Origin of the sequence: Streptomyces sp. NPDC020875, assembly GCF_040641415.1 — a bacterium.
Lineage (GTDB): Bacteria > Actinomycetota > Actinomycetes > Streptomycetales > Streptomycetaceae > Streptomyces.
The window spans coordinates 1-26,419 of sequence record NZ_JBFADP010000005.1; the positions used below are offsets into that span (position 1 = coordinate 1).

Here is a 26,419-nt window from a genome sequence, read left to right on the forward strand (position 1 = left end):
GGAGGCAGACCCGGTCTTTTCCGCCATCCTCCCCCAAAGCTGCCTTTGGGGGGACCCCCAGGGGGCGACCCTGCACCCCCCGACCACGCCGACTGAACTTGTCCCCTGGTGCCGGAGCCCGTCCCGGGGAGGGGTGATTGCCACCTGATGTGGTTGGTCCACCCGCTGCCCGGTGGCTGGTTGCTCGCGCAGTTCCCCGCGCCCCTGGTTACCTCCGTTGCCGCCCTCCGAAAGGGCCCCGCCCTTCATCCCGGGGCCGGGACCCCTCGGAAAGGGCCCAGCCCTTTCTCCCGGGGCCGGACCCATTTCAGGGCCGGTGCGAGGGAGAGCATTTAGGGGCGCGGGGAACTGCGCGACCAGCCACAGGCGGTCCGCAGGCCGCGAACAACACCAGGCCACCGGGCGCGGCCCGGGGCTGTAGACCTCACCTGGAGAGCCAAGGCGCTGGGGGTCCCCCCATTGCCGAAGGCATAGGGGGCGGAACTGCGCGACCAGCCACGACGGTGGTGCGGCCGGAACTCCTCCGGAGGAAGCACTCTCCATCCCGCCCGGAGGGCGCCCCCCTTCCCAAGGGCGATGAGGAGGGCAACCAGGGGCGCGGGGAACTGCGCGAACAGCCACAGGCGGTCCGCAGGCCGCGAACAACAGCAGGGCGCCGGGCGAGACCCGGGTTGTGGGCCTCACCCGGAGGGCCGAGGCGCTGGGGGCCCCGCACCCGAAGGCACCGGCGGGCCGCGGACAACACCAGGGGGCGCGGCCCGGTGAGTGGCGGGCCCCTAGCGGGAGGCGGTGAGGCGGTGGGGGGTGCGGCCGAGGAGGAGGTGGGTGAGGGCCGCGTCGAGGGTCGCGCCGACGTACCAGTCGCCGGTGTGGTCGACGCTGAACACCCGGCCCGTCGTGTCGATCGCGAGGACCGCCTGGTCGTCGCCTTCGACGCCGAGGGGGGCGAGTTCCGTGTCGAGGGCGCGGCCGAGGTCCGCGAGGGTGCGGGCGAGGTGGAGTCCGTACAGCGGGTCTATTCGCAGTTCGGGTGGTGCGATCTGGCGTCCGGTTTCGAGTGCCGTGACGCGGAGTCCGCCGAATTCCGCCCAGCTCTCGACGGCCGCGGGGAAGACGGCGTGCCGGTGTCCGCCGGGGGAGGTGTGGGCGCGGAGTATGTCGGCCCAGTGTTCGGCGAGTTTGATGTCCCAGCGGCCGGGCCGCCAGCCCGCTTCGCGGAGGGCGGCGTCGACGCCGACGGGGAAGCGGGTGGTGCTGAGGTTTTCGGGGGTGGCGGGTGTGGAGGACATGGGGATGCGGTCAGCCGTTCTCGGGTGCGCCGGGGTCGACGGCGCGGACGCCGAAGTGGTCGAGCATGGCGGTGCAGGAGCGGCAGGGCGGCGCGTAGCCGCCGTGCAGCGGGTCGCCGTCCTCCCGGATCCGGCGGGCCGTCAGTTTGGCGCCTTTGAGGGCGCGTTTGGCTTCGCCGTAGGTCATGGGTCTGCGTTGGGCCCGTTTGGAGCGGTTGCCGTCGGCGGTGGTGAGGTGCCGGGAGAGGACGAGGGCTTCCGCGCAGCGGCCGGTGAACCGTTCGCGGTCGCCGCTGGTGAGGGTGGCGAGGAAGTCCTGGACGAGGGGGTGGAGGGCCGGTGGCCGGTCGGCTTTGGCGGCGGTGGAGGTGTGGACGGTTCCGCGTACGGAGAGCGCCGCCGCGACCGTGGGCAGGATGCCGTCGCGGCGGTGGCCGAGCGTCGGCGGGCGGGTCGCCTCGTCGCTGCTCCAGCTGAGACGGGGATCACCCGTGTCGCTCTGTGTACGTGGTTGCGCTGTGTGCATGGTGCTGTTGTCCCCTCCCCTGCACTCCCCCCGGGCGGGAACAGCCTGCCAAACGCTGTGCTTTCTGGGGAAGCTGGGGCGAAAAAACGTGTCTTCCCGTCGGCGTTCGGTCACTCGGTCGTGACACTTGGTGAGCATCGGGGGCCCTTCGGGGGATGCCGGGAAGGGGCGTACGAATACGGCGCGCGGCGGCGCGGACACGGGGCGCTCCGGCGGCGCCCGGCCCCGGTTCGGGCGGGGAAGTGCCCGGGCGACGGCGCTCACCCCACCGCATAGGCTGTCCCGAACAGTCAGTAGCCAGCAGGGGGCAGAACCCATGACGACAGGTCGGCAGGGGCTGGGAGCCCCGCCTCCCGGTGCCGGTGTCCAGCCGCCCGCCGGGCCGCCGAACGCGGCCTACGCCGGTCAGGTCGTGCACTTCCCGGATCCGGTCCGGGCCGCCCGCCACCCCCGTGGGGTGCGGGTGGACGCCGACGGCTACCCGGACTTCTCGCCGTACGCCCGTGCCGCCGCCGAGATCGCCGAGCCGCCCGAGGGCTTCGGCATCGACGAACTGCGCCTCACGGACTACGTCTCGGCCAACGCGGCCCTGCACGCCGACGGCCATGAGCTGTGGGAGTCCCTGCCCCAGGTCGCCACTCCGCACGGCTGGACCTGGCATCACGTCCGGGGCACCCGCCGGGTGGAGCTGGTCCCGGTGGAGGTGAAGGCCCTGCTGCGGCATCACGGCGGTCTCGCCACCGCGGCGGCCGACCAGGGCAAACGCGGTACCCGTCCGCTCCAGGAGGCCTGGCCCGCCCATATCGGGCTGCCCCGGCGGGGGCTGGCCGTCACCGAGCCGCAACTTCTCGGTGTGGAGGAGGACCTCGGCTACCGGCTGCCCGGTGCCTACCGCGACTTCCTGAAGGCCGCGGGCGGCTGCGCGCCGGTCGGCGCCGCGCTCGATCCCCGGCTGGGGCTGCTGGTGGACCAGCCGTTCTTCACGGTCCGGGACGAGGCCGCCGTGGACGATCTGGTCTATGCCAACAAGTGTCTGCGGGACCATCTCACCAAGGACTACCTGGGCGTCGGCTATGTCCAGGGCGGCCTGCTGGCGGTGAAGGTCCGGGGTGATTCGACCGGTTCCGTCTGGTTCTGTTCCTATGACGACGTCCGGGACCGGGATGGCTGGTCCGCCCAGGAGCGGGCGGAGGCCCTGCTGCTGCCCTGCGGCGACGACTTCGACGGTTTCCTCGGGCGGCTGGCGGGCAATCCGCCGGAGCTGGACACCGTCGCGGGGCTGATGGTCGAGGGCGGCTTCGCCCGTCCCGTACCCGTGACCGACGCGCCGGATGGGGAGTGACACGGCGATGGTGACTTTCGCGCAGGCGCAGGAGCGCGCCGAGGAGTGGATCAACGGCGAGCTGCCCGCGTACCAGCATCGTGAGGTGCGGGTCCGGGAGTTCGGCCTGGGGTTCGTGGTCTGGGCGGAGGACCGCGAGGGCGGTGTCCGTTCCGGCGGTGGTACGCAGCGGCTGGTGATCGCCCGCGAGGGCGGCGAGGCCACGCTCTGGCCGGGGCTGCCCGTGGGCGAGGTCATCCGGCGGTACGAGGAGGAGTACGGCGGCTCCGCCGGTGCCCCGGCGCCCGCCGCGCCCGAGAAGCCGAAGCGGATCGACCTCCATCAGACGTCGTTCCTGATCACTCCGCCGGAGTGGTTGCAGGAGGCGGCGAACCGGCGGGGGGACGACACCGGTACCGACACCGGTACCGACACCGGTACCGATACCGATACCGGCGCTGTCGATACGGGTGAGGCCGGGCCGCGGGACGCGGTTCCGGCCGATGCCGTCCCCGAGGACGCCGTACCGCCGCGTGACGCCGAACCGCGGGATGCCGTACCGCCCCGTGACGCCGAACCGGAGGACGCGCCTCCGGCCGATGCCGAGCCCGCCGACGGCGCCTGGCCCACACCCAGCCACGGTACGGCCGCCGGAGCCGACGACGGCTCCGTACCGCTGCCCCTGACCGTGCTCGAAGCACCCGCCGCCAGGGAACCCGTCGCGGCGGACGCCGATCTGCCGACCGCGTTGATGGACGGCGGCAGCCGGCTGCCGCCGACGGCCGTGGAGGGCGCGCTGCGCCCCGCGCCCGCGGCGCCCGTACCCGCGCCGCCGCGGGCACCGGCACCCGTGGCGCCCCCGCAGGGCGCGACCCCGCCGCCGTTCGCCCCGCCCGCGCCGACGCCCCCGCCGCCCGTCGGCGCGACGCCCCCGCCCGCCTCGCCCCCGCCGGGGCCGGGCCCGCTGCCGCCGGTGGCGGCCGGCCCGCCGTCCGGGGCCGCCGATATCGCCGACGCGGCCACCGCGAAGGCCCCGCCGCCGCGCAGGCCCAACCCGTCAACGACTCCGCCGACCCCGCCACCGCCCGGCCCGCCCGCACCCCCCGGCGTACCCGGCGGGACCGGTGGGACCGGCGGAATCGGCTACGTACCGACGCAACTCGTCTCCCAGGTCGGCCCCGAGCCCACCCCGGCACCCGGCCCGCCCGCGCCCCCCGGCCCGCCCGGACCCCCGAGCCCGCCGAACCAGGTGCACCACGCGGCGACCATGCTCGCCGGGCCCAACCCGCTCGGCCCCGGCGCGCCCCCGCCGCCCGGTGCCACGCCCCCGCCGCCGGGACCCCCCGGCGTACCCTCGTCCGGTGGCGCACCGCGCCCCCACTCCGGTCCGCCCGCCCCGCCCGGCCCCCCGCCGCCGGTCGGCGGGCCCGGGGCGCCGGCCGCGTACGGCTACCCCCAGCAGTCGGGCGTGCCCACCGTCGGCCCCGGCTACCAGGCCGTACTGCGCTACCGCGCGCCCGACGGCTCCGAGGCGCAGATCATCCGCCGCAGCGCACCCGGTACGCCCCACCCCGAGTGGCAGATCTTCCACGAGCTGCGGGCCATGAACATCCCCTCCGACCAGGTGCTGGGCCTCCACACCGAACTGGAGTCGTGCGAGCTGCCCGGCGGCTACTGCGCCCGGATGATCCGCGAGCAGTGGCCGCAGGCGCGGATCACCAGCATCGCGCCGTACGGCCGCGACCACGCCGGACGCCAGGACGGCATGCGGCAGCTCATCACCCACCAGGGCGAGCTGCACCAGGTCGCCGACGGCCCCGCCAGGCCCGCCCCGGTCCGGGTACCGCTGCCGCAGGTCCAGCCCGCGCCGCCGGTACCGCCGCAGGGCGTCGCGCAGGAACTCCTCAACGCCTTCGGGCCGCAGGGCATCCTCCGCTTCGACCAGCGGGCCGTCTCCCGGCAGGGCGTCCCCGACGTGGTCGCCGCGACCCTCGTCTACGCGGGTCTGCCCGGGGACTTCAACCCGTTCTTCTGGGCCCAGCCCGCCCAGCCCGTGATTCCGACGCTGGCCGAACTCGCCGCCCAGCGGCAGGTCCAGGCCGCCGCCGACGCCTCCTCGTACCTGGTCGTCGGCAGTGACTTCGGCCGGGCGATCTGTGTGCAGTACGGCACCGCCAACATCGTCGCCGTCCCCATCGAGGCCGGTCCCGGCGGGGCGCCCACGACCCCGCAGTTCGTCAATACCGGGCTGCCCGAGTTCCTGCGCTGCCTGGCCCTGCTCGGCCAGATGTGGCGACTGCGGTACGGGCTCACACCCGAACAGGCGGGCCGCTGGACCGTCGACTTCCAGGGCTATCTCGCCGCCCTCGACCCGGCGGCGCTGGCCTCGCCGGAGAGCTGGTGGTCCGTACTCCTCGAACAGATGTGGGACGGATTGTTGTAACAGCGGCTCAGAACATCGTCCGGGGCGTCGGTTCGGAAGAACCGGCGCCCCGTTCGTCTGCTTTTCAGGCGCCTACCGGGTGTGTCGCCCACCGGCCGCTTCCTCCGCATCACGGATGATATGAGCACTGTTCGTCATGTCATCCGGTCATGGAAGACGAAGGGGCCCGCGAGATGACCGTCGCCGCAGCACCCGAACCGACCGCCGCCGACCCCGGGCCCGTACCGTCGTCCACGGCGCTTCCCGATCACGGCCCCGACGGACCGCACGACGGACCGCACGACGGGATGTCCGGGCCCGAGTCCGGCTTCATCGTCGTACGCCGCGGCTACCGCGCCGACCAGGTCCACGACCGGCTCGCCGCACTCTCCCGCGAACGCGACCAGGCATGGGAGCGGGCCGCCAGACTCACCGTCCTCGCCAAGGAGATGACGGCGGAGGCCGCCCGGCTGAAGGAAGCGGTCGAAGGACTCGGACCCCAGACGTACGAATCCCTCGGCGCCCCGGCCCGCCAGCTCCTCGCCACCGCCTGGGAGACCGCCGACCACATCCGCACCAGCGCCCGCGACGCCGCCCGCGACGACGCCGCCCACGCGGACACCGAGGCCCGGCGGCTCACCGAGGAGTCGGGCGCGGCGGCGGGCGCCGCCCTCGCCGACGCCGAGGAACACACCCGGCGCCTCGTCACCTCCGCCCGGGTCGCGGGCGGCCGCCTCCTCATGGACGCCCGCCGCGACGCGGGCGCCTACCGCGCCGAGGCCACCGTCGTCTGGGACGGCATGCGCCGCCGCGCCGAGGACATGCTCGCCGCCCTGGAATCCGAACAAGCCGCCCGCTGGGCCGAAGTCGAACGCGACGCGGAACGCCGGACCGGGGCGGCGGACGAACTCCGGGCGGGCGCGGAAGGGCGCGCGGCGGCGCTGCTGCGCGAAGCCGAACGCGAAATGGCGGCGGCGGAGGAACACACCCGCCGCGTCGACGAGGCGGCGGCGGCCCGCGCCGAGACGGTCCTCGCGGCCGCGCGCGAAGAGGCGGAGGCGGTGGCGCGCGAAACGGACCGCGTCCTGGAGACCCATGCGGCGGCCCGCGCGGAAACGATGGCGCCGCTCCAACTCCTCCACGACTCCCTCGCCGCCGAAGAAACCCCCTGACCCCCCGCCTCCCGCTACGGGTCCGCGCCCTGCGCCCCGCCTGCGGCTGGTGGCGCAGTTCCGCCCCCTATGCCATAGGTGATGGGGGGACCCCCAGCGCCTTGGTCCTCCACGGGTCGCCGAAAGACCCGGGCCGCGCCCGGCCGCCTGATGTTGTCGGCGGCCTGCGGCCCAGCCGTGGCCGTTCGCGCAGTTCCCCGCGCCCCTAAATGCTCTCCCCAGCGCCGCTCCTGAAAAGGGCCTCGCCTCCGGTGAGAGGGGCCTGCCTCTTTCGGAGGGCGTTCAGGAGGGCAACCAGGGGCGCGGGGAACTGCGCGACCAGCCAGCCACGGTCCGCAGGCCGCGAACAAGATCAGGTCGCCGGGCGCGGCCCGGGTTTGTGGGCCTCACCCGGAGGGCCAAGGCGCTGGGGGTCCCCCCATTGCCGAAGGCATAGGGGGCGGAACTGCGCGAACAGCCACGACGGTGGTGCGGACCGCTGACAACATCAGGCTGCCGGGCGCGGCCCGGGTACAACACCCGGCCGCCCGGCGGAGCCCGTCACGTGGCTGCCGCCTCCTCGCCCACTAGGGAGTATGAGAGAACGTCTCCACCCACGGGTGGAGGGCCCCTCAGGGCATCTCCTTAGATCAGGCAGACCCCCACTCGTTCGCGCGGACGAGGCGGCCCACCCCCTCCTTTTCCTAGCGTGTTCCTGGGAGGCCGGGGACGCCCACCCCCTCGGGGGTGGGGTAAACCCCCGCACCAAGACGGTGACCCGCCCCAGCGCGCCGACGCCTCCCGGCGGACAGAATTTTCGGCTGTAGGCACCTGCGCAGAGCGAAGCCGCAGACACCGCAGACCGCTCACCAAGGCACTGAGGAGACCCCGTGACAACGGCTACGACCATTCCGCCCGGGTCCACCGGAGGACGCACAGCCGTCGCCGCTCGCGGACGGCAGATCGTGAAGGCGTACGGCTCGGGGGAGACCCGGGTCGTCGCGCTCGACCAGGTCGATGTGGACATCGCCCGGGGGCAGTTCACCGCGATCATGGGCCCGTCGGGGTCCGGCAAGTCGACTCTGATGCACTGCCTGGCCGGTCTGGACACCGTCACGTCGGGTGAGATCTATCTGGACGATACGGAGATCACCCGGCTGAAGGACAAGAAGCTGACGCAGCTCCGCCGGGACCGGATCGGCTTTATCTTCCAGGCGTTCAATCTGCTGCCGACGCTCAACGCGCTGGAGAACATCACGCTCCCGATGGATATCGCGGGCCGTAAGCCGGACGGGGCCTGGCTGAACCGGGTGGTGGAGACGGTGGGGCTCGCGGGGCGGCTGAAGCACCGGCCGACGCAGCTCTCCGGCGGTCAGCAGCAGCGGGTCGCGGTGGCCAGGGCGCTCGCCGCGCGGCCGGAGATCATCTTCGGGGACGAGCCGACGGGCAATCTCGATTCCCGCGCGGGCGCGGAGGTCCTGAGCTTCCTGCGCCGTTCGGTGGACGAGCTGGGGCAGACGATCGTGATCGTCACGCATGACCCGGTCGCGGCGTCGTACTCGGACCGGGTGCTGTATCTCGCGGACGGCCGGATCGTGGACCAGATGTTCCGGCCCACCGCCGAGGCCGTGCTGGACCGGATGAAGGACTTCGACGCCCGGGGGCGTACGTCGTGACGACCTTCAAGACCTCGTTCCGCAACTTCTTCGCCCACAAGGGCCGGATGGCGCTCTCCGCGATCGCCGTCCTGCTGTCCGTGGCGTTCGTCTGCGGCACGCTGGTGTTCACCGACACCATGAACACCACCTTCGAGAAGCTGTTCGCCGTCACGTCGCCGGATGTCACCGTCTCCCCGAAGGAGATCGAGGACGAGGACCGGCCCGCCACCGGCCGCCCGGAGACGCTGCCCGCGTCGCTGGTGACGAAGACCGCGGGCGTCGAGGGCGTCAAGTCCGCCATCGGTACGGTGACCAGCGCTTCGGTCACCATCGTCGACAAGGACAACAAGAACATCGGGGCCTCGACCGGCGCCCCCACCATCGCGGGCAACTGGACCGAGATGGACCTCAAGACCTTCGACATCAGCTCGGGCCGGGCGCCGCGCGGCCCGTCGGAGTCGATGGTCGACGCGGACACCGCCGAGAAGAAGAAGCTGAAGATCGGCGACCGGCTGCGCACGATCACCGTGGACGGCGACTTCACCACCACCATCTCCGGGATCATCGCCTTCCGGGTCACGAACCCGGGCGCCGCCGTCGTCGTCTTCGAGACGAAGACGGCTCAGACCAAGCTGCTCGGCGGCCCGGACCGGTTCACCCAGATCGCGGTGACGGGGAAGCCGGGTGTCCCGGACGCCCAGCTGGAGAAGAACATCGCGGCCGTGATCGGCGGCGCCGGGTACGACATGAAGACGGCCGCCGAGTCGGCCGACGCGGGCCGGGAGGAAGTCGGCTCGTTCCTGGACGTGATGAAGTACGCGATGCTCGGCTTCGCCGGGATCGCCCTGCTCGTCGGGATCTTCCTGATCGTCAACACCTTCTCGATGCTGGTCGCCCAGCGGACCCGCGAGATCGGTCTGATGCGGGCCATCGGCTCCAGCCGCAAGCAGGTCAACCGTTCGGTGCTGATCGAGGCCATCATCCTCGGTGTGGTCGGCTCCGCCCTCGGCGTCGCGGCGGGTGTGGGTCTGGCCGTCGGGCTGATGGAACTCATGGGCACCATGGGCATGAAGCTCTCCACCGGAGATCTGACGGTGAAGTGGACGACCCCGGTCGTGGGCGTGGTCCTGGGTGTCGTGGTGACGGTGCTGGCCGCGTACATCCCGGCCCGCCGCGCCAGCAAGATCTCCCCGATGGCGGCGCTCCGCGAGGTCGGCGCGCCCACCGACGCCAAGTCGGGCTGGATCCGGGCCGTGGTGGGCCTGCTGCTCACGGCGGGCGGCGCCGTCGCCCTGGTCGCCACGACCGAGGCGGAGAAGGCGACCGAGGGTTCGATGCTGCTGGGTGTCGGGGTGCTGCTCTCCCTGCTCGGCTTCATCGTGATCGGCCCGCTGCTGGCGAATGTGGTGGTACGGCTCCTCAGTGTCGTGGTGCTGCGGGCGTTCGGGCCGGTCGGCCGGATGGCGGAGCGGAACGCGCTGCGCAATCCGCGCCGTACGGGCGCCACCGGCGCCGCGCTGATGATCGGTCTGGCCCTGGTGGCGTGTCTGTCGGTGGTCGGCTCCTCGATGGTCGCCTCGGCGTCGGAGGAGCTGGACAAGACGGTGGGCGCGGACTACGTCATCCAGTCGAGGTCGGGCCAGCTGGTCGTGCCGAAGGCGCTGGAGGCGATCCGGGAGACCGAGGGCATCGACTACATCACCCAGTACCGCGACATCCGCACCAAGATCACCGCCCCGGACGGCAGCTCGGCCAAGGTGACGATCGTCGCCACCGACCCGTCGTACGCGAAGGACTTCCGCAAGGAGACGGTCCGCGGCGAGCAGGCGGACGTCTACGCCGCCGACTCCATCTCGGTCGGCGAGGAGTACGCGGAGAAGCACGGGGTGAAGCTGGGCTCCGAGCTGACGGTCGAGTTCACGGGCGGGCAGACGGCGAAGCTCGAGGTCAAGGCGATCACCTCGGACGACAGCGCCATGGAACAGGGCGTGATGATCACCAGCACGGCCACCGCGCAGAAGTATCTGCCCGCCGACAAGATCCCGCAGAACCTGATGGTCTTCGCCTCCGCGAAGGACGGCCAGGAGAAGGCCGCGTACGAGGCGCTGAAGACGACGCTGGAGCCGTATCCGCAGTACAAGGCGTCGAACCAGACCGACTTCAAGAAGGATCTGAAGGACCAGATCGGCCAGCTGCTGAACATCGTCTACGGTCTGCTGGGCCTGGCGATCATCGTGGCGATCCTCGGTGTGGTGAACACCCTGGCGCTGTCGGTGGTGGAGCGGACCCGGGAGATCGGTCTGATGCGGGCCATCGGTCTCTCCCGGCGCCAGCTCCGCCGGATGATCCGGCTGGAGTCCGTGGTCATCGCCCTCTTCGGCGCCCTGCTCGGCCTCGGCCTTGGCATGGGCTGGGGTACGGCGGCGCAGAAGCTGCTGGCCCTGGAGGGGCTGCGGGTGCTGGAGATCCCCTGGCCGACGATCATCACGGTCTTCATCGGTTCGGCCTTCGTCGGTCTCTTCGCGGCGCTGGTCCCCGCGTTCCGCGCGGGCCGGATGAACGTCCTCAACGCGATCGCGTCCGACTGACGGGCACGGTCACGGCCCCGGTCAGGGTTCCGGGGGTACGACTCCGGAGCCGTACGGGCCCGGTCCGAGCGGATTTCGCTCGGGCCGGGCCCTCGGGTTTTCCGTGCGGCGGGGTCTTCCGTGCGGCGGGGTGGATCAGCCGCCGAGCATCTGAAGGATCTGCTGGGCCAGGGCGAATACCGGGGCGCCGAGATCCCCGGCGATCGCGGCCACTCCGGCGATCGCCGCCACCGCGTTCCGCCGGGTCTGTGGATCGGCCTCGGGGGCGGCGACGGCGGGCAGCGCGTCGTCGATGGTCCGCGCGGCGGCGTCGGGCACCCCGTCCCGCAGCTCCAGGAGGAGCCGGGTCAGCTCCCGTACGGCCTCCTCCAGCCCGGCGGCGGACGCCGGGGCGGCCTCCCGGGACGTGTAGCTGATTCCGGTATTTCCCGTACCGCCGTGCATATTGACGGTGTTGTGATGGTTGTTGCCGGTCATTTATCTGCTCACTCCCGTATTCCGCTCGCCGCCGAACATATTGACCGTGTCGCCGTAGTGGTAGTTGCTGGTATTGCCGATGGTCAGGCTCTGGACTTTCAGGGTGAGTTCGATATCGGGATTCTCCAGGGACCGGGAGATCTGGAGGGTGATCTCCTGGAGGGCGGCGCGGTCGGTGCCGGGAATCAGCACGGCCGGCGGGCCGCTGGTCTCGATCACCAGGATCGGGTAGCTGGGGGAGAACATCACGATCAGCATCTTGATGATCGCGAAGATCGCGATGACGGAGGTCACAGCTCCGACCAGTCCGAAGAAGTCCGAGGAGCCGCTGTCGGAGTCGACGCCCGAGGCGACGGCGCTGAGCAGGGCGAGGACCAAGGTCACCGCGACGGTCGCTCCCACGACCTTCACGCAGCTGACGAACGCCCGCCAGCGGTTGGGGTGGAAGGTCGAGGTATGGACCCGGGTGATGTTCGCCAGCGGGTAGACGGCTTGGTCGACCCAGAGCAGTCGCCTGGTGACCCGGATGTTCACAGTGTTGCCGCCCGGCGGCGCGTGGGCCGGTCTGGTCGGCACGGGCGGGGCGCTGGGCTCGGGCGGAGCCTTGAGCGGAGCGGGCTGTCCGCCCGTCGGGTCTCCCGCGGGTTGCCGCGGGGGGATCCGCCAGGGTTGTTGGGCCGGTGGATCCTGGGGTGGATCGGGTAATGACATGGTTCCCCCGAGGGTGAGGAGAGGCTGGACGGTACCAGTCCGGGGCGTGGCCCGTACTCGGAATTCGGTTTGGGAGCGCCCGGAGCCGGACCGGGCGGTCAGGAGATGACGACGCCCTTGTTTCCCGTACCGTCGAGCATGTTGACCTCGTTGCTGATGTGGTACATCTTCGGATCGCCGATCACCAGCGTCTCCACCGTCATCCGGAATTCGGTGTCCGGCTCGTCGATGGCGTGCAGGATCCGCAGCCGGATATCGCGCATCTGCTCCGGCTTCCGGCCGGGGATCACCGCCTTCGGTGCCCCGGTCGTCTCGACGATCAGCAGATAGCGCGCCTTGGCGAAGAGGGCGACGACCGTCCGGACGCCGTGGTGGACCGCGACGCAGGCGGTCACGAGCGCGGCCAGGAGCAGCAGCTCCTCACCTCCGGTGGCCCTGCCGTCCCGGAAGATCAGCAGTACCGCCGCCACGCAGAGCCCGAGCCAGGTCAGAAACCGCCCGGCCGGTACCCAGCGGTCGGGTTCCACGACGACGGTCCGGACCCGGGAGACGTGTTGCAGCGGATAGGTGGAGTCGCCGAGGAAGAGGAGCCTTCTGGTGACCTGTACGGCGACCCCGCCGTGCTTGCGGTTCCGCCGCCGGGCGGGGACGCGGTCGAAGCCGTCGGGCCACTGCTGGGAATCATCCGGGGCCGGGGCCGGGGCCGGGGCCGGTTCCGCCGCCGGGGCCGGGGCCGACGGGCCCGGGGCGGCGGTGGCGGGCGGTACGGCTTCGGACACCACGCGCTCGTCCCTCACCGTCGGCGGGAAGGCGGGTTCGGGCGGGATCTCGGACGGGATCCCGGGGGGCTGCCCGGGCGGATCGGGTGTCGGCATCTGCTCCCCCATGCGAACGGCGGCACGGCCGCGGAGAGTCCATTAACCCGCCGCCGTCCGGGGCGCGCAATGAGGCGTTCCGGTCTTTGACGGAGCCGTGTCCGGCGGGTCGGCGAGGCCCCCGCCGGGGTGCCCGCCGGGATGTGGGGCGCCCGGGACCCAAGGGGCCTACGGGGCCGAAGGGGGCCCGGTCACCCGGCGGCGCGGCCCTTCCCCCGCCCTCTCGCCGGGCGAGCGGCGCCCTCCGGGCGGGCGTAGGCTGGGGACACCCCGGCCCGTCGCACGTGCCGGGTCGTTCGCGTTGCCCGTTGTGGCCGCGGCGCTGCCCGTACCCGTCGGATCGCATCACCGGGATGGAACGTCTTTCATGAGCCTGCACGGTCTGCTGGACGCAGTCGTACGTGATCCCGCACTCGCCGAGGCCGTCGAGGCCGCCCGGTCCGCGGGACGGATGCATGTGGATCTGGTGGGTCCGCCCGCGGCGCGGCCCTTCGCCGTGGCGGCGCTGGCCAGGGACGCCGGGCGGACCGTGCTCGCGGTGACCGCGACGGGCCGGGAGGCGGAGGATCTGGCGGCGGCGCTGCGGTCGCTGCTGCCGGAGGACACGGTCGCCGAGTACCCGGCCTGGGAGACCCTGCCCCACGAGCGTCTTTCGCCCCGGTCCGACACCGTGGGCCGTCGGCTCGCGATCCTGCGCAGGCTGGCCCACCCGTCGGCCGACGACCCGGCGGCCGGTCCCGTGTCGGTGGTCGTCGCGCCCATCAGGTCCGTACTCCAGCCGCAGGTCAAGGGCCTGGGCGAGCTGGTTCCCGTGGCGCTGCGGACCGGGCAGCAGGCCGACCTGAACGAGATCGTGGACGCGCTGGCCGCCGCCGCATACGCCCGGGTGGAGCTGGTCGAGAAGCGGGGCGAGTTCGCGGTCCGCGGCGGCATCCTCGATGTCTTCCCGCCCACCGAGGAGCACCCCTTGCGGGTGGAGTTCTGGGGCGACGACGTGGAGGAGATCCGCTACTTCAAGATCGCCGACCAGCGGTCGCTGGAGGTCGCCGAGCACGGTCTGTGGGCGCCGCCCTGCCGTGAGCTGCTGCTGACGCCCCAGGTGCGGGAGCGGGCGGCGTCCCTCGCCGAGGCCCATCCCGAGCTGGGCGAACTCCTCGGCAAGATCGCCGAGGGGATCGCGGTGGAGGGCATGGAGTCCCTGGCGCCCGTCCTGGTCGACGATATGGAGCTGCTGCTGGACGTGCTCCCGGCCGGTTCGATGGCCGTGGTCTGCGACCCGGAACGGGTCCGTACCCGCGCGGCGGATCTGGTGGCCACCTCGCAGGAGTTCCTCCAGGCTTCGTGGGCGGCGACCGCGGGCGGCGGCGAGGCCCCCATCGATGTCGGCGCCGCGTCCCTGTGGGGCATCGCGGACGTCCGCGACCGGGCCCGTGAGCTGGGCATGATGTGGTGGTCGGTGGCGCCGTTCGCGGCCGACGAGGAGCTGTCCGCCGACACCCTCAAGCTGGGGATGCACGCCCCGGAGTCGTACCGGGGCGACACCGCCCGCGCGCTGGCCGACACCAAGGGCTGGCTGGCGGACGGCTGGCGTACGGTCTTCGTCACCGAGGCGCACGGCCCGGCGGCCAGGACCGTCGAGGTGCTGGGCGGCGAGGGCGTACCGGCGCGGCTCGAAGCCGAGCTGGGCGAGATCTCCCCGTCCGTGGTCCATGTGGCGACGGGCGCGATCGACTTCGGCTTCACCGACCCCGGTCTGAAGCTCGCCGTCCTCACCGAGACCGACCTGACCGGCCAGAAGGCGGCGGGCAAGGACGGCCGCCGGATGCCGACCCGGCGCCGTAAGACGATCGATCCGCTGACGCTGGAGACCGGGGACTACATCGTCCACGAGCAGCACGGCGTGGGCCGCTACATCGAAATGGTGCAGCGGACGGTGCAGGGCGCGACCCGTGAGTACCTGGTGGTCGAGTACGCCCCCGCCAAGCGCGGCCAGCCCGGCGACCGGCTCTACATCCCGACCGACCAGCTGGAGCAGATCACCAAGTACGTCGGCGGCGAGGCCCCCACCCTGCACCGGCTCGGCGGCGCCGACTGGACCAAGACCAAGGCGCGGGCCAAGAAGGCGGTCAAGGAGATCGCGGCCGACCTGATCCGGCTCTACTCGGCCCGGATGGCGGCCCCCGGCCACACCTTCGGCCCGGACACCCCGTGGCAGCGGGAGCTGGAGGACGCCTTCCCGTACGCCGAGACGCCCGACCAGCTCTCCACCATCGCCGAGGTGAAGGAGGACATGGAGAAGTCGGTCCCGATGGACCGGCTGATCTGCGGCGACGTCGGCTACGGCAAGACGGAGATCGCGGTACGGGCGGCGTTCAAGGCGGTCCAGGACGGCAAGCAGGTCGCGGTCCTCGTCCCCACGACCCTGCTGGTGCAGCAGCACTTCGGCACGTTCTCGGAGCGGTACTCGCAGTTCCCCGTCAACGTCCGGGCGCTCTCCCGCTTCCAGTCCGACACGGACGCCAAGGCGACCCTCGAAGGACTGCGGGACGGCGCGGTCGACGTCGTCATCGGCACCCACCGGCTGTTCTCGTCCGAGACCAAGTTCAAGGACCTCGGCCTGGTCATCGTCGACGAGGAGCAGCGGTTCGGCGTCGAGCACAAGGAGCAGCTGAAGAAGCTGCGGGCCAATGTCGACGTACTGACGATGTCGGCGACGCCGATCCCCCGGACCCTGGAGATGGCGGTCACCGGCATCCGCGAGATGTCCACGATCACCACCCCGCCGGAGGAACGGCACCCCGTCCTCACCTTCGTCGGACCGTACGAGGAGAAGCAGATCGGCGCCGCGATCCGCCGCGAACTCCTCCGCGAGGGCCAGGTCTTCTACATCCACAACCGGGTCGAATCGATCGACCGGGCGGCGGCCCGGCTGCGGGAGATCGTCCCCGAGGCGCGGATCGCCACCGCCCACGGCCAGATGTCGGAGAGCGTCCTGGAACAGGTCGTGGTCGACTTCTGGGAGAAGAAGTTCGACGTCCTGGTCTCCACCACGATCGTGGAGTCCGGGATCGACATCTCCAACGCCAACACCCTGATCGTGGAGCGCGGCGACAACTTCGGCCTCTCCCAGCTCCACCAGCTCCGCGGCCGGGTCGGCCGGGGCCGGGAGCGGGGGTACGCGTACTTCCTCTACCCGCCCGAGAAGCCGCTCACCGAGACCGCGCACGAACGCCTCGCGACCATCGCCCAGCACACCGAGATGGGCGCGGGCATGTACGTCGCCATGAAGGACCTGGAGATCCGGGGCGCGGGCAATCTCCTCGGCGGCGAGCAGTCCGGCCATATCGCGGGCGTCGGCTTCGACCTCTACGTCCGGATGGTCGGCGAGGCGGTCGCGGACTACCGCGCCTCCGTCGAGGGCGGCCCGGAGGAGGAGCCCCCGCTGGAGGTCAAGATCGAACTCCCGGTCGACGCGCACGTCCCGCACGACTACGCGCCCGGCGAGCGGCTGCGGCTCCAGGCGTACCGCTCGATCGCGTCCGCCAACTCGGAGGACGACATCAAGGCGGTCCGCGAGGAGCTGACCGACCGCTACGGCAAACTGCCCGAGCCGGTGGAGAACCTGCTGCTGGTCGCCGGGCTGCGGATGCTGGCCCGGGCGTCCGGGGTCGCGGAGATCGTCCTCCAGGGCAACAACATCCGGTTCGCGCCGGTGGAGTTGCGGGAGTCGCAGCAGCTCCGGCTCAACCGGCTCTACCCCCGTACGGTGATCAAGCCGGCGACCAACCAGATCCTGGTGCCCCGCCCCACCACGGGCAAGATCGGCGGCAAGCCGGTCGTGGGCCGGGAACTCCTGTCGTGGACGGGCGAGTTCCTGACGACGATCCTCGGCGGGTAGCGGCGACCGCCCGGGGCGATGGGCCCGCTCGGCCGCCCCGGTCCCGCCCCACCGGTCCCGCCCCCGTCCGTGATCTACTGGCGGGGCCAGGGCAGGGCGGCCGCGCGGACAGCGGTCCGCCGCGGGGCGTGCGACGGGGGTGGACGAGCGATGTTCGGATTCGGGCAGCGGCGGAACGAGCCGCCCGGCGAGCGCGCCAGGGGCGGCGGCATGGAGCACGTCCTGCCGTCCGCCGACCCGGCCGACCGGGCCGAAGCGCTGCGCTGGCTTCAGGAACACGCGGGCCACTACCTCGACTCCGGGGCCCTCGCCGACCGTGAGGACCTGCGCCGATGACACCCGTCGAGCGGGCCGCCGCGCCCCGCTATCTCGCCCACACGTCGGTGCTGTGGCGCCTGCTGTTCGGTACGGTCCCCGACCCCTGGCCCGCCCGGGTCGCCGAAGGGCTCGTCACCATCTGCCCCGTCGCCCACGCCGAACTCCGGCACGGCCGACGCCCCGGAGTGGACCCGACACCGCTCCACCTGGCGCTCGACCGGGCCTTCGGATCGGTCCCGATGAAGCACTTCGACCGCCAGCCCGAGGCCACCGACGTACTGAAGCGACTGGGCGCGCTCGGCGTACGGCAGGCGCCTTCCCTGATGGAGGTCGTCACCGTGCTCACCGCCCGGGACCACGGTCTGACCGTCCTCCACACCGACGCCCGCTTCGAGGTCATCGACCAGGTGTGCCCCGGCATCCCCATGATCAGGATCGAGGCGCCCCGCCCACCGCGCCCGGCCCCCGACCCGAACACCAACCGCAGGCGCGGCCTGCTGCGCCGACTCCTGGACGACTGACCCGGGCGGGCGGCCGGATCGCTCCAACGGGCCAGGCCGTATCGCGGCCCGTCCGGCACGGTGACACCGTCGACGCGAGGGGGGCTCCCAGCTCACCGAAGGACGTTGTTCATGCGAGCCAGACTGCGCGTCGTGGCGGCCACCCTGATCTCATTCGGCCTGGCACTGGTCACAACACCCGGTACCGCCCAGGCCCAGGGCCAGATCATCAGACTGAGAAGCGTCTCCCAGGACAAGTGCCTGTACTTCCACTCGAACTACGGCAAACACGTCGGGGTCTACCAGTGCGTGGGCTACTCGGACCAGCGGTTCGAGCTGCTGTGGCCCGGGGACAACCAGGTCCAGTTCAAGAATGTGGACCATCAGGCGTGTCTGAACATCTACTCCCTCGAAGGGGCGGAGGTGGAGGCCGGAAGCTGCGGCAACTTCACCTCTCGGCTCAGGGTCGACGGGTCGCTCACCCCGGGCCAGGTCGTCAAGATCTACTTCCTGTACGACGGGGTCAAGCACTGCCTGGACGTCAACGAGGAGGTCCTGTCCTGGCACTGCCACGACATCGACCGCCAGTTGTGGGAAGTTCTGAGCGGCTAACGGTCCGGCTCCACCGGCAGCCACAACTCGGCGTCGGCCAGCACCGTTCCGGCGGTCCCGGCCGACGCCGCCCCGGTCCCGTCCGGCGACAGCCGGACGCGCAGGATCTCGGGGCCGATCCGGCTGCGGTACGGAGTCGACGGGAACCACTCCGTGAAGACGTCCCGCCACAGCTCCTGGACGGCCCCCGGCGCCGGGCCCGTGGTCGTGAAGACGGCCCAGGCACCGGCCGGGACGGCGAGTACGGTCAGCCCCTCCGGCGCGGGGGCCGAGGTGATCACGCCGTGGTGGTAATCGAGTTCGGTACCTTCCGCGCGGCCGGGATCCAGCCCGTCGCAGACCGCGACGATCCCGTACGGCTCCTGGTCCGACAGTGCCTTCAGCTCCGCCAGGACATCCGTGTCGATACCGCGTACGAAGTCGATGATCGCCTGATTGGGCCCGCTGTGGACCAGCGGAACCCGGGCCCTGAACCCGACGACGCGGAAGTCCGCCTTCTCCACGACGCGGTACCGCATACTGCTCCGCCCCTCGACGGTGAGCCGGAAGGCCATCCGGGACTGCGACGCGAGGGCGGCGCCGGTACGGCGGGCTTCGCCCGGTCCGACGCCGTGCATCGCCCGGAACGCCCGCGCGAACGCCTCGCCGGAGCCGTACCCGTAGCGGACCGCGATCTCCAGCAGCGTCGCCCGCCCCGCCAGCACCTCGGCCCCCGCGACGGTCAGCCTGCGCCGCCGTACGTACTCCGACAGCGGCATGCCCGCGAGGGCGGAGAACATCCGCCGCAGATGATGTTCCGATGTGGCGGCGATCCGGGCCAGCTCCGCCACGTCGAGGGGCGAGTCGAGACGGTCCTCGATATGTTCCATGGCCCGGTTCAGCCGCTCCAGCACCCCGGTCTCCCTCCTACCGCCCCAGACCGCGCCGGATCGCGATTTCCACCGGCGAGTACGCGCCGTCGGCCCGTTCCAGCTCGTACGGTACGGCGGGCAGCAGCGGCGGCTGCGCCAGAAAACGGGGCCGTACGCCGTGATGCGCCTGCGCCGCGTGCACCAGAAACGGATGGCACAGATACACATCGCCCGGCGCCCCGGTGGCGAGCGCGACCGGCCGGTGCGCGGACGCCGCCGCCACCTCGGGCCCGAGTACGAGGCCGCTCGCCCCGTACTCCCCGTACTTCTCCAGCACCTTCGGCACATCGAGATGCGAGCCGACCCGGATCCGGGTGGGCGCGTCCGCCTCCCCGACCTCCGAGAAGAGGAAGAGCATCAGCAGCGCCCGGTCCCGGGAGCGGAGATCGGTGAAGTACCAGCTCTCGCCCTCCGGCAGATAGCTCCCCTCGATGTGCCACCCCGCGTCGTCCGGCTCCTCCTCGTGCGGAAAGCGCAGCGGAAACGTCCCCAGCGAATAGCGCGGCTCCCAGCGCCCCGCGCCGACGAGCAGGTCGTACGCGTGATGAAGCCCGGGTGAGTTGGGGGCGGCGGCGAACGGCCCCTGAGCCATCCCGGGTATCCAGTGCACGGGCCGCGTCCAGGTCGCGGGCTCGTCCGGTTCGCACCCCGTCTCCCGCCACAGCAGCCGCGCGCAGTCGGCGGCCACCCGTGGCGCGACGGCCCCGGCGAGCTTCACGAAGCCGTCGCGGAGAAACCGGGAGACCAAGATCGTGTCGTCCATACGGCCATGCTCCGCCGCCACCCGGTCCCGGCACCCGACAATCCCCGTACCGCTTTTGTCGGGCGCCCCGAGGAGTTCCGCAGTGCGCGGCCCACGGGGGTGCGTGCGCCCCCCGGCATGTGTCCCGTAGCGCCGACTCCTGCTTGACTTGGTCCTCCCGGCGCCACCGAGCCGGGGTCATCACATCAACCGAGTCAGGGGGCCGTGTGACGCGGTCGGATTTACGGGCACTCTTCCGGTCCAACGACCGTGAGGTGAACGCGGTCGACTACTTCGCCGACCGGCGGGACGAATGGCTGACGGTCGCGGCGGCTCTGGCGGGCCACCGGGAACGGGTCGACGACCCCGGCTTCGACGTGGAGGATCTGGAGGCCGCGCGGCGCAATGTGCTCGTCTTCTACGGAGTCGGCGGCATCGGCAAGTCCACCTTGTCGCGCGGGATCGCCGAACATCTGGTGGGCGGTGAGGGACACCGGGGCGACTGGCCCGACCTCGATCCAGACCTCGGCCGGGTGGTCCCGGTCCGGGTCGATCTGTCCCGGGACTCCGGCGGGGACTTCGAGTCCGTGATGCTCGCGGTACGGCTCGGCGCGGCCGAGCTGGGGCACCCCATGCCGACGTTCGATCTCGCCTTCCAGCGGTACTGGGAGCGGAACCATCCCGGCGAGCCGATCGACGAGTATCTGCGGCGCCGCACCTGGTTCAGCCGCTTCCCCGGCTCCCAGTCGCTCTCCGGGCAGATGCAGTCCGCACTCGCCGACGTCGCCCAGGCCGTGGCGATGCCGGGCACGGTCGGCTCGATCCTGGGCCAGGGGTTCGGCGTCCTCGTCCAGGCGCTGCGGGAGCACCGGCACCAGGTCCGGGGCCTGGCGGAGTGCCGCCGCCTGGCCGATCTCCTGGAGGCCGAGCCCGATCTGGAGGCGTTGAGCTACTACGCCCATCTGCTCGCCTGGGACCTCAGCCGGGTCCCGGCCAAGCGGCGGGGCACGCTCGTGGTGTTACTGGACACCTTCGAGGACGTCGGCGGCCGTACCCATCGCGATCTGGAACGCCTGATCCAGCGGATGGTCTGGCTGATGCCCAACGCGCTGTTCGTGGTGACCGGCCGCAACCGGCTCCAGTGGGACGACGCGAAGCTGGAGGGCCAGCTGGACTGGGCCGGTCAACGCTACTGGCCCCTGCTCGTCGGCGGGGCGACCGGCGAACCCCGGCAGCACACCGTCGGCTATCTCTCGGCCGAGGACTGCGAGACCTATCTCTGCGAACGGCTCACCGTCGCCGGGCAGCCGCTGATGGACTCGCGGACCCGGCATCTGGTCACCGCGAACTCCCACGGGCTGCCGCTCTATCTGGACCTGGCGGTGATGCGCTTCCTCGACCTGTACCGGCACCACGGGCGCGCGCCGGAACCCGACGAGTTCAATCTCGACTTCCCGGCCCTGGTCACCCGCACCTTCCGCGATCTCACCCCGGACGTACGGCAGGTCCTGCGGGCGGTGAGCCTCTTCGACGCCTTCTCGCTCCGGCTGGCCACCGCCGCCGCCGGACTCGACCACGACGCCCCGGCCCTGCAACTGGTCGAGCGGCCCTTCGTGGACACGGACCCCGGCGCGCCCTGGCCCCACCGGGTACACGAACTCGTCCGCGACGCGGTCCGGGAGGCCGACTCCACGGGAGAGGACCGCTGGAGCGACGCCGACTGGCGCCGGGCCGCACAGCGCGCCTTCGACGCCCTGGAGCACGAGGCGACCGGGGACCGTACGCGTCTGGTGGCGGCGCTCCGCCAGGGCATGCGGCTCGCCCGGGACTACTCCCTCGACCTCGGCTGGCTCGCGGACGCGGCATTCCGGTACGTCGAGGACTTCGTGTGGGAGCCGCTGGAGATCCCGGCCTCCCCGGCGGAGACGGGGAACGACGGGCCCGGGGCGGAAAGCCCCGTCGAAGCCCTGGCCGCCGCGCTGAACGCGATCGCGACGCGGCAGCGGCAGCACCGGGGCCGGACGGCGGAGCAACTGCGCGCGGTACTGGACTCCGGACTGCTCCCGGACGCGCTCGTCGAACTCCCGCTGTACTTCCTCGCCGAGTGCGAGCGCGACCTCGGCCGCTTCGACGGCTCCCTGACCGGTATGCGCCGGGTGGTCGACCTGGGCGGACGACTCGCCCCCACGGCCGCCCGGGGGCTCGCCCATCTCGCCCGCCGGGTGGGCCGCTTCCCGCAGGTCCGTACGGCGGCGGAGAATCTGGGCACCGAGGGCCGCCGCGACCGGGTCCTGGGCGACCTGTGGTGGAGCCAGGGCAACGCGGCCCTGGCCTGCTCCTCCTACGCCACCAGCCGCGACGAGGCCCTGACGGCCGGCCAGCCCGGCGAAGCGGCGCTCTCCCAGGCATGCCTCGCCTTCGCCGCCGCCTTCCAGGACCGGCCGCGCGCGGCGGAACAGATCGCCCGCGCGGAGGAGATGCTGGGACAGGTCTCGATCCGCTGGGCGGAGGTCCAGACCCGGATCGCCGCCCTCGTCCGCGACGCGGGCATCGCGCCGGACCTGCCGGAGCGCGCCGACGACGTCGCCCGCCAGGCCCACGAGGCGGGCCTGACGTCCTCGGTGGCGTACGTCCGCTTCGCCGAATGCCTGCACGCGACGGCCCTCGACTCGGCGCCCCTGCGGGCTGAGGCCCGGGGCAGGCTGCGCGCCTGCGTCCGTGGCGAGGAGTTCGCCTACCTCCTCGAACTCGCCCACCTCATGGCGGGGGAGACACCCCCCGAAGACCTCCCGCTCGCACAATGGCTGGACGGGCAGGCCCAGGTCCGGGCACGCTGGACGGCTCTTGTCGATGATCGGCGTCGGGAAGCCGCCGCGATCAGCGGGGAATGAACGGTGGCGTGCGCCGAGGAGAGCGGCCCCGCCGGTCCCGGTCCCGGCGGTGATGCCGGGGCCGGGAGCGGGCGGGTCAGAAGATGGCGTTGTAGATGTCCCAGCCCCAGCCGAGCTGCTGGGATCCGCCGCCGGGGTGCTTGATCCAGAGCCGGCCCTGCTTGTCCCGGGCGACGAGATTGCTCCTGTCGGCGCCGTGGAAGTCCCGCGCCCAGAGTATGGAGTCGTAGGCGTTCCAGCCGCCGCCCTTACGTACGCGCGGGTTGTAGCCGTATGTGTCGTAGTTGTACGACCAGAGGACCCCGGACTTGTCCCGGGCCACGGTGCTGTAGCCGCTGTGGTCGCCCGCGATCAGGTTGTAGATGTGCCAGCTGAAGCCGACCTTGCGCCGGTCGGAGAACGGCTTGGCGGGGGTGGCGCCGGTCTCCGGGTCGGAGCGATGGGTGTAGTAGCGCCAGAGGTTTCCATCCTTGTCCCGGGCGTCGAGGTTGCCCGCCACGGCGAAGATCGCGTCGTACTGGTTCCAGCCACCGCCGACCCGCTCGCGCGGCTTGAACGGGGACTTGGGGTCACCGGAGCCCCGGTGGATCCAGAGCACTCCCTGCTTGTCGCGGGCCACGACGTCGCCCCGGCCGGTCGCGGTCCGGTAGTTCAGGCTGGTGATGGAGGTGTAGACGTCCCAGCCCCAGCCGACACGCTTGCGCGCGCTGAGCGGCTTGTCCCCCCGCCCCGTGTTCTCGTACTGCCACAGGTCCCCGGACTTGTCCCGGGCGAGGATCGTGGTGCGTATCTCCGGTTCCGGGGTTCCGGGGTGGAACTGGAAGGTCACCGGTCCACTCGCGACGACGGTTCCGTCCTCGGCGGTGACTTCGAGCGTGACCGGGAACTCGTCCAGATGGGACGCGTAGAAGCCGGCGTCGATACGGATGTCGTACGTGACCGTTTTCGCGGCAGCCGTTGCGGGGAGCCGCGCACCGCCCACCGTGTCCCACGAGCAGCTCTGGAAGGCGCCCCCGTTGACCGCGCAGGACGGGGTGACGTGCAGGTCGAACCGGCTCTCACCGGGCAGGTTCCACTCGAACCACGGCACGATCAGTCGCGCCTTGAGCTGCCCCGTCGTCGCCGTTTCCTGCGTGACGGTGACCCGCGTCGTCACCGGTCCCTCCGTCCCGGAGGGCACTATCAGCGGGCCGCCCTGCTGTACGACCGTCCCGGCCGGTGCCGCCGGTGCCGCCGGTCCGGCGGTCAGGGGCGGCGCGGCGACGGCCGCCGACCCTCCCAGCGCCACGGGTGCGATACCGGCGAGCAGGGCCGTCGCCAGTACGAGGGCCGTACGGGCGCGTCTGTGCGCGGGTGGAGGTGTGCGTGTCACGAGTTCCCCGGTTCCTGGAGGAGTGCTTTTGAGTCACCCTTCCGACTGCCGGGTCGGCTGAATGGTTGTATCCCGAACGCGGTCAGGCGGTCGGCAGGTCGTCGCCCTTGATGCCGAGGACGAAGGCGGTGAAGGCGGGTGCGGGGATGGTGAGGGTGGGCCCGTCCGGGAGTTTGGAGTCCCGGACGGGCACGATGCCGTACGTGTCGGCCAGGTTGGCGGCGACTTGGACGCAGTTGCCGCCGTTGCTGCTGTACGAGGACGTGAAGAACTCGGGTGCGGTCACTGTGACCCCTTTCGCAGCGGTCGTGGAGCTACCCGGCTCAGCGTACGGCGGGGTCAGACGGCCTTGAAGTCGTCCGCCTTGATGCCCGTGAGGAAGGCCGAAAACGCCTGCGCGGGGACGGTGAGCGACGGGCCCGTCGGGTTCTTGGAGTCGCGGACCGGGACCGTGTCGTGTGTGTCGGCCAGGTTGACGGCGACCTCGACGCAGTCGCCGCCATTAGCGCTGTACGAGGACTTGAAGAACTGCGGTTCGGTCACGGGGAGCCCCTTCGTACCTGATGGATCATGTCGATCGAAGCCGCTTGAGGGAGGGCTTCGGCTTGGAGCTGATGGTATGCCGCCAACAGGGGCAGTACCACCGTGGGTTGACGCTCGAAGTGGCCCTGCAGCTGGGACTCCGCGTAGGCCATCATCGTCCGATCGGCCATGGTGAGCAGATTGACCGGCAGGACGAATGGGCGACGCTCGCCCAGGGCGTAGGGAGCTATCTGGAGGACGGTGTTCGGCTGCTCGGCGAAGTCGAGCAGACGGTCCAACTGCGCCTGCATGACCTTGGGGCCGCCGATGCTATGGCGGAGACAGCTTTCGTCCATCACCACGAGCATGGTGGGGGGTCGGGTGCGGACGAGTGCCGCCTGCCGGTCCGCCAGTACGGCCACCCGTTCTTCGGCTTTCTCCGGCTCGATGGTGCCCCGGCGGACATCGCCGTTCGCGATGGCGCGGGCGTAGTCGGGGGTCTGGAGCAGTCCGGGCATGACTCCGAGCTGGAACAGTCTGATCTCGACGGCCCGGGACTCATGGCCCAGATATTCCGGGAATCCTTCCAGTAAGGCCCCGTGGCGGATTTCTCCCCACGCACGTTCGAATGTATCGCTCGTACCTTCGAGCCCTAATGCGGCATCCGCACTCATCGCGAACCGACGGGTCGGGGGCTTACGACCAGTTTCGACCCCTGACACGTGCCGCCCCGTGTAGCCCATCCGGTCGGCCAGCTCGTCCTGCGTCCAGCCGCGCGCCTCGCGTGTGCTGCGTAAACGCGCTCCGAACGCCTCTTCCGGGCTGCCGTCGGGGTTCAACTCCTTGCGGTTTACCAACGTTCTCTCCGCCCATGCCACGTTGATGGGCATCCAACCCTAGGCGACTCTGATGCTCCGCGTAGTGGGAACGCTACAGAAAGGAGTGGTCATGCCCGCTGTTCGTGGCTCGGCCCTTCAGTCGCAACTCAACTCCCTTCTCGTCGCCGGTGGTTACTGGGGGCTCGCGCCGGACTGGGTGCCGCGTGCCGGGTACGTCCGGGACCGGGACACCCTCATCAGGGCCCTGGCCGCCCTGCGGCGGCTGGTGCAGAACGAGACGGCGCGGCTGCGGAGGAGGCGGACCTGTGCGTACTGACGAGCATGCCCCCGACTGGCGGCCGGAGATCGGTGGGAACGCGCGGGACACGGCGCGGAACAAGGTGGGGCGGGTGATGGACCGTACGCGTGGCCGGTACTGGCTCCGCCCCCTCGGGGGTGGGATCGAGTGGGACGTGCCCGTCACCGACTTGCGGCCCGTGACCACCGCCGAACTTCTCGCCGATGCCGTCGCCGAGGCGAACAAGCGGTCGGGAAAGGGGGATCTGGGATGACCGACCAGCCCACCACCAACACCAGCACCAGCACCACCTCCGGGTGCACGCACTGCCGTGAGTTGATCGAGGGCGAGCGGGCGGCGAAGGCTGCCGGTGATCAGTCGCTGGCCGTCGACTGCCGCGTACTGCTGCAACGGCACCGGGACGTCGAACACCACCGGCCCCGGCCGGCCGAGGACTGAATCACCCCGCACGAAGGACTCCCCCGGCGGACCCGCCGACCCTCCGCCGGGGGAACCATG

General features: G+C 71.6%; 24 protein-coding genes. 13 read left to right on the forward strand and 11 right to left on the reverse strand.

Going from position 1 to position 26,419, the window contains the following annotated elements; genetic code table 11:
- Nucleotides 1–776: 776 nt before the first annotated feature.
- Both AB0G74_RS04155 and AB0G74_RS04160 read right to left on the reverse strand, forming a co-directional pair.
- Entirely contained in the window at nucleotides 777–1,289 is a 513-nt protein-coding gene (locus AB0G74_RS04155; RefSeq protein ID WP_361140463.1) for an SUKH-3 domain-containing protein, read from the reverse strand.
- A 10-nt stretch (nucleotides 1,290–1,299) separates the two neighbouring features.
- A complete protein-coding gene (locus tag AB0G74_RS04160; protein ID WP_361140466.1) occupies nucleotides 1,300–1,815 on the reverse strand; it encodes a YwqJ-related putative deaminase in 516 nt (171 codons plus the stop codon).
- Between the two features lie 316 nt (nucleotides 1,816–2,131).
- Here AB0G74_RS04160 and AB0G74_RS04165 point away from each other — a divergent pair, with 316 nt between their 5' ends.
- From AB0G74_RS04165 to AB0G74_RS04185, 5 genes are all read left to right on the forward strand, one after another.
- The gene (locus AB0G74_RS04165) at nucleotides 2,132–3,157 is read left to right on the forward strand and encodes an SMI1/KNR4 family protein (protein ID WP_361140469.1); all 1,026 of its coding nucleotides are present in this window, start codon (nucleotides 2,132–2,134) and stop codon (nucleotides 3,155–3,157) included.
- Nucleotides 3,158–3,164: 7 nt separating this feature from the next.
- The gene (locus AB0G74_RS04170; protein WP_361140472.1) at nucleotides 3,165–5,579 is read left to right on the forward strand and encodes an SUKH-4 family immunity protein; all 2,415 of its coding nucleotides are present in this window, start codon (nucleotides 3,165–3,167) and stop codon (nucleotides 5,577–5,579) included.
- 149 nt (nucleotides 5,580–5,728) lie between these two features.
- Nucleotides 5,729–6,730, forward strand: coding sequence for a cellulose-binding protein (locus AB0G74_RS04175; RefSeq protein ID WP_361140474.1), 1,002 nt, complete (start codon nucleotides 5,729–5,731; stop codon nucleotides 6,728–6,730).
- Nucleotides 6,731–7,599: 869 nt separating this feature from the next.
- Nucleotides 7,600–8,385, forward strand: a complete 786-nt coding sequence (locus AB0G74_RS04180) for an ABC transporter ATP-binding protein (RefSeq protein WP_358825887.1) — start codon at nucleotides 7,600–7,602, stop codon at nucleotides 8,383–8,385.
- Nucleotides 8,382–10,955, forward strand: coding sequence for an FtsX-like permease family protein (locus tag AB0G74_RS04185; protein ID WP_361140477.1), 2,574 nt, complete (start codon nucleotides 8,382–8,384; stop codon nucleotides 10,953–10,955). Before AB0G74_RS04180 ends, AB0G74_RS04185 begins: the two co-directional genes overlap by 4 nt.
- Nucleotides 10,956–11,090: 135 nt before the next feature.
- Here the strand turns inward: AB0G74_RS04185 and AB0G74_RS04190 are convergent, their stop codons facing one another.
- The 3 genes from AB0G74_RS04190 to AB0G74_RS04200 form a co-directional block, all read right to left on the reverse strand.
- On the reverse strand, nucleotides 11,091–11,432 hold the full coding sequence (locus AB0G74_RS04190) for a hypothetical protein (protein ID WP_361140479.1): 342 nt from the start codon (nucleotides 11,430–11,432) through the stop codon (nucleotides 11,091–11,093).
- Nucleotides 11,433–12,008, reverse strand: a complete 576-nt coding sequence (locus AB0G74_RS04195) for a DUF6232 family protein (RefSeq protein ID WP_361140480.1) — start codon at nucleotides 12,006–12,008, stop codon at nucleotides 11,433–11,435.
- A 233-nt stretch (nucleotides 12,009–12,241) separates the two neighbouring features.
- Nucleotides 12,242–13,018, reverse strand: a complete 777-nt coding sequence (locus AB0G74_RS04200) for a DUF6232 family protein (protein WP_361140482.1) — start codon at nucleotides 13,016–13,018, stop codon at nucleotides 12,242–12,244.
- Nucleotides 13,019–13,385: 367 nt separating this feature from the next.
- Between AB0G74_RS04200 and mfd the strand changes: the two genes are divergently transcribed.
- From mfd to AB0G74_RS04220, 4 genes are all read left to right on the forward strand, one after another.
- The gene (gene mfd / locus AB0G74_RS04205; protein WP_361140484.1) at nucleotides 13,386–16,916 is read left to right on the forward strand and encodes a transcription-repair coupling factor; all 3,531 of its coding nucleotides are present in this window, start codon (nucleotides 13,386–13,388) and stop codon (nucleotides 16,914–16,916) included.
- Nucleotides 16,917–17,066: 150 nt separating this feature from the next.
- Nucleotides 17,067–17,252: a hypothetical protein gene (locus AB0G74_RS04210; RefSeq protein WP_361140486.1), complete on the forward strand. Its 186-nt coding sequence runs from the start codon at nucleotides 17,067–17,069 to the stop codon at nucleotides 17,250–17,252.
- The gene (locus AB0G74_RS04215; protein WP_361140489.1) at nucleotides 17,249–17,755 is read left to right on the forward strand and encodes a VapC toxin family PIN domain ribonuclease; all 507 of its coding nucleotides are present in this window, start codon (nucleotides 17,249–17,251) and stop codon (nucleotides 17,753–17,755) included. The genes AB0G74_RS04210 and AB0G74_RS04215 overlap by 4 nt, the downstream gene beginning before the upstream one ends.
- 111 nt (nucleotides 17,756–17,866) lie before the next feature.
- Nucleotides 17,867–18,346: a hypothetical protein gene (locus tag AB0G74_RS04220; RefSeq protein WP_361140492.1), complete on the forward strand. Its 480-nt coding sequence runs from the start codon at nucleotides 17,867–17,869 to the stop codon at nucleotides 18,344–18,346.
- On the opposite strand, the gene AB0G74_RS04225 is transcribed toward AB0G74_RS04220, so the two are convergent.
- Both AB0G74_RS04225 and AB0G74_RS04230 read right to left on the reverse strand, forming a co-directional pair.
- The gene (locus AB0G74_RS04225; protein WP_361140495.1) at nucleotides 18,343–19,239 is read right to left on the reverse strand and encodes an AraC family transcriptional regulator; all 897 of its coding nucleotides are present in this window, start codon (nucleotides 19,237–19,239) and stop codon (nucleotides 18,343–18,345) included. The genes AB0G74_RS04220 and AB0G74_RS04225 overlap by 4 nt on opposite strands.
- Before the next feature lie 13 nt (nucleotides 19,240–19,252).
- The gene (locus tag AB0G74_RS04230; protein ID WP_361140498.1) at nucleotides 19,253–20,020 is read right to left on the reverse strand and encodes a phytanoyl-CoA dioxygenase; all 768 of its coding nucleotides are present in this window, start codon (nucleotides 20,018–20,020) and stop codon (nucleotides 19,253–19,255) included.
- Between the two features lie 206 nt (nucleotides 20,021–20,226).
- Here AB0G74_RS04230 and AB0G74_RS04235 point away from each other — a divergent pair, with 206 nt between their 5' ends.
- Entirely contained in the window at nucleotides 20,227–22,890 is a 2,664-nt protein-coding gene (locus tag AB0G74_RS04235) for an ATP/GTP-binding protein (RefSeq protein WP_361140501.1), read from the forward strand.
- Nucleotides 22,891–22,966: 76 nt separating this feature from the next.
- On the opposite strand, the gene AB0G74_RS04240 is transcribed toward AB0G74_RS04235, so the two are convergent.
- From AB0G74_RS04240 to AB0G74_RS04255, 4 genes are all read right to left on the reverse strand, one after another.
- On the reverse strand, nucleotides 22,967–24,262 hold the full coding sequence (locus AB0G74_RS04240; protein ID WP_361140504.1) for a hypothetical protein: 1,296 nt from the start codon (nucleotides 24,260–24,262) through the stop codon (nucleotides 22,967–22,969).
- A gap of 82 nt (nucleotides 24,263–24,344) precedes the next feature.
- Nucleotides 24,345–24,548 carry a DUF397 domain-containing protein gene (locus tag AB0G74_RS04245; protein WP_361140507.1) on the reverse strand — a complete coding sequence of 68 codons (204 nt, stop codon included), beginning with the start codon at nucleotides 24,546–24,548 and terminating at the stop codon, nucleotides 24,345–24,347.
- A gap of 53 nt (nucleotides 24,549–24,601) precedes the next feature.
- On the reverse strand, nucleotides 24,602–24,805 hold the full coding sequence (locus AB0G74_RS04250) for a DUF397 domain-containing protein (protein WP_361140510.1): 204 nt from the start codon (nucleotides 24,803–24,805) through the stop codon (nucleotides 24,602–24,604).
- Nucleotides 24,802–25,674, reverse strand: a complete 873-nt coding sequence (locus tag AB0G74_RS04255; protein WP_361140513.1) for a helix-turn-helix transcriptional regulator — start codon at nucleotides 25,672–25,674, stop codon at nucleotides 24,802–24,804. Before AB0G74_RS04255 ends, AB0G74_RS04250 begins: the two co-directional genes overlap by 4 nt.
- Before the next feature lie 58 nt (nucleotides 25,675–25,732).
- Between AB0G74_RS04255 and AB0G74_RS04260 the strand changes: the two genes are divergently transcribed.
- The 3 genes from AB0G74_RS04260 to AB0G74_RS04270 are packed head-to-tail and all read left to right on the forward strand — an operon-like array spanning nucleotide 25,733 to nucleotide 26,359.
- Nucleotides 25,733–25,939: a hypothetical protein gene (locus AB0G74_RS04260; RefSeq protein WP_361140516.1), complete on the forward strand. Its 207-nt coding sequence runs from the start codon at nucleotides 25,733–25,735 to the stop codon at nucleotides 25,937–25,939.
- The gene (locus AB0G74_RS04265) at nucleotides 25,929–26,174 is read left to right on the forward strand and encodes a hypothetical protein (RefSeq protein ID WP_361140519.1); all 246 of its coding nucleotides are present in this window, start codon (nucleotides 25,929–25,931) and stop codon (nucleotides 26,172–26,174) included. Before AB0G74_RS04260 ends, AB0G74_RS04265 begins: the two co-directional genes overlap by 11 nt.
- The gene (locus AB0G74_RS04270; RefSeq protein WP_361140522.1) at nucleotides 26,171–26,359 is read left to right on the forward strand and encodes a hypothetical protein; all 189 of its coding nucleotides are present in this window, start codon (nucleotides 26,171–26,173) and stop codon (nucleotides 26,357–26,359) included. The genes AB0G74_RS04265 and AB0G74_RS04270 overlap by 4 nt, the downstream gene beginning before the upstream one ends.
- Nucleotides 26,360–26,419 lie beyond the last annotated feature (60 nt).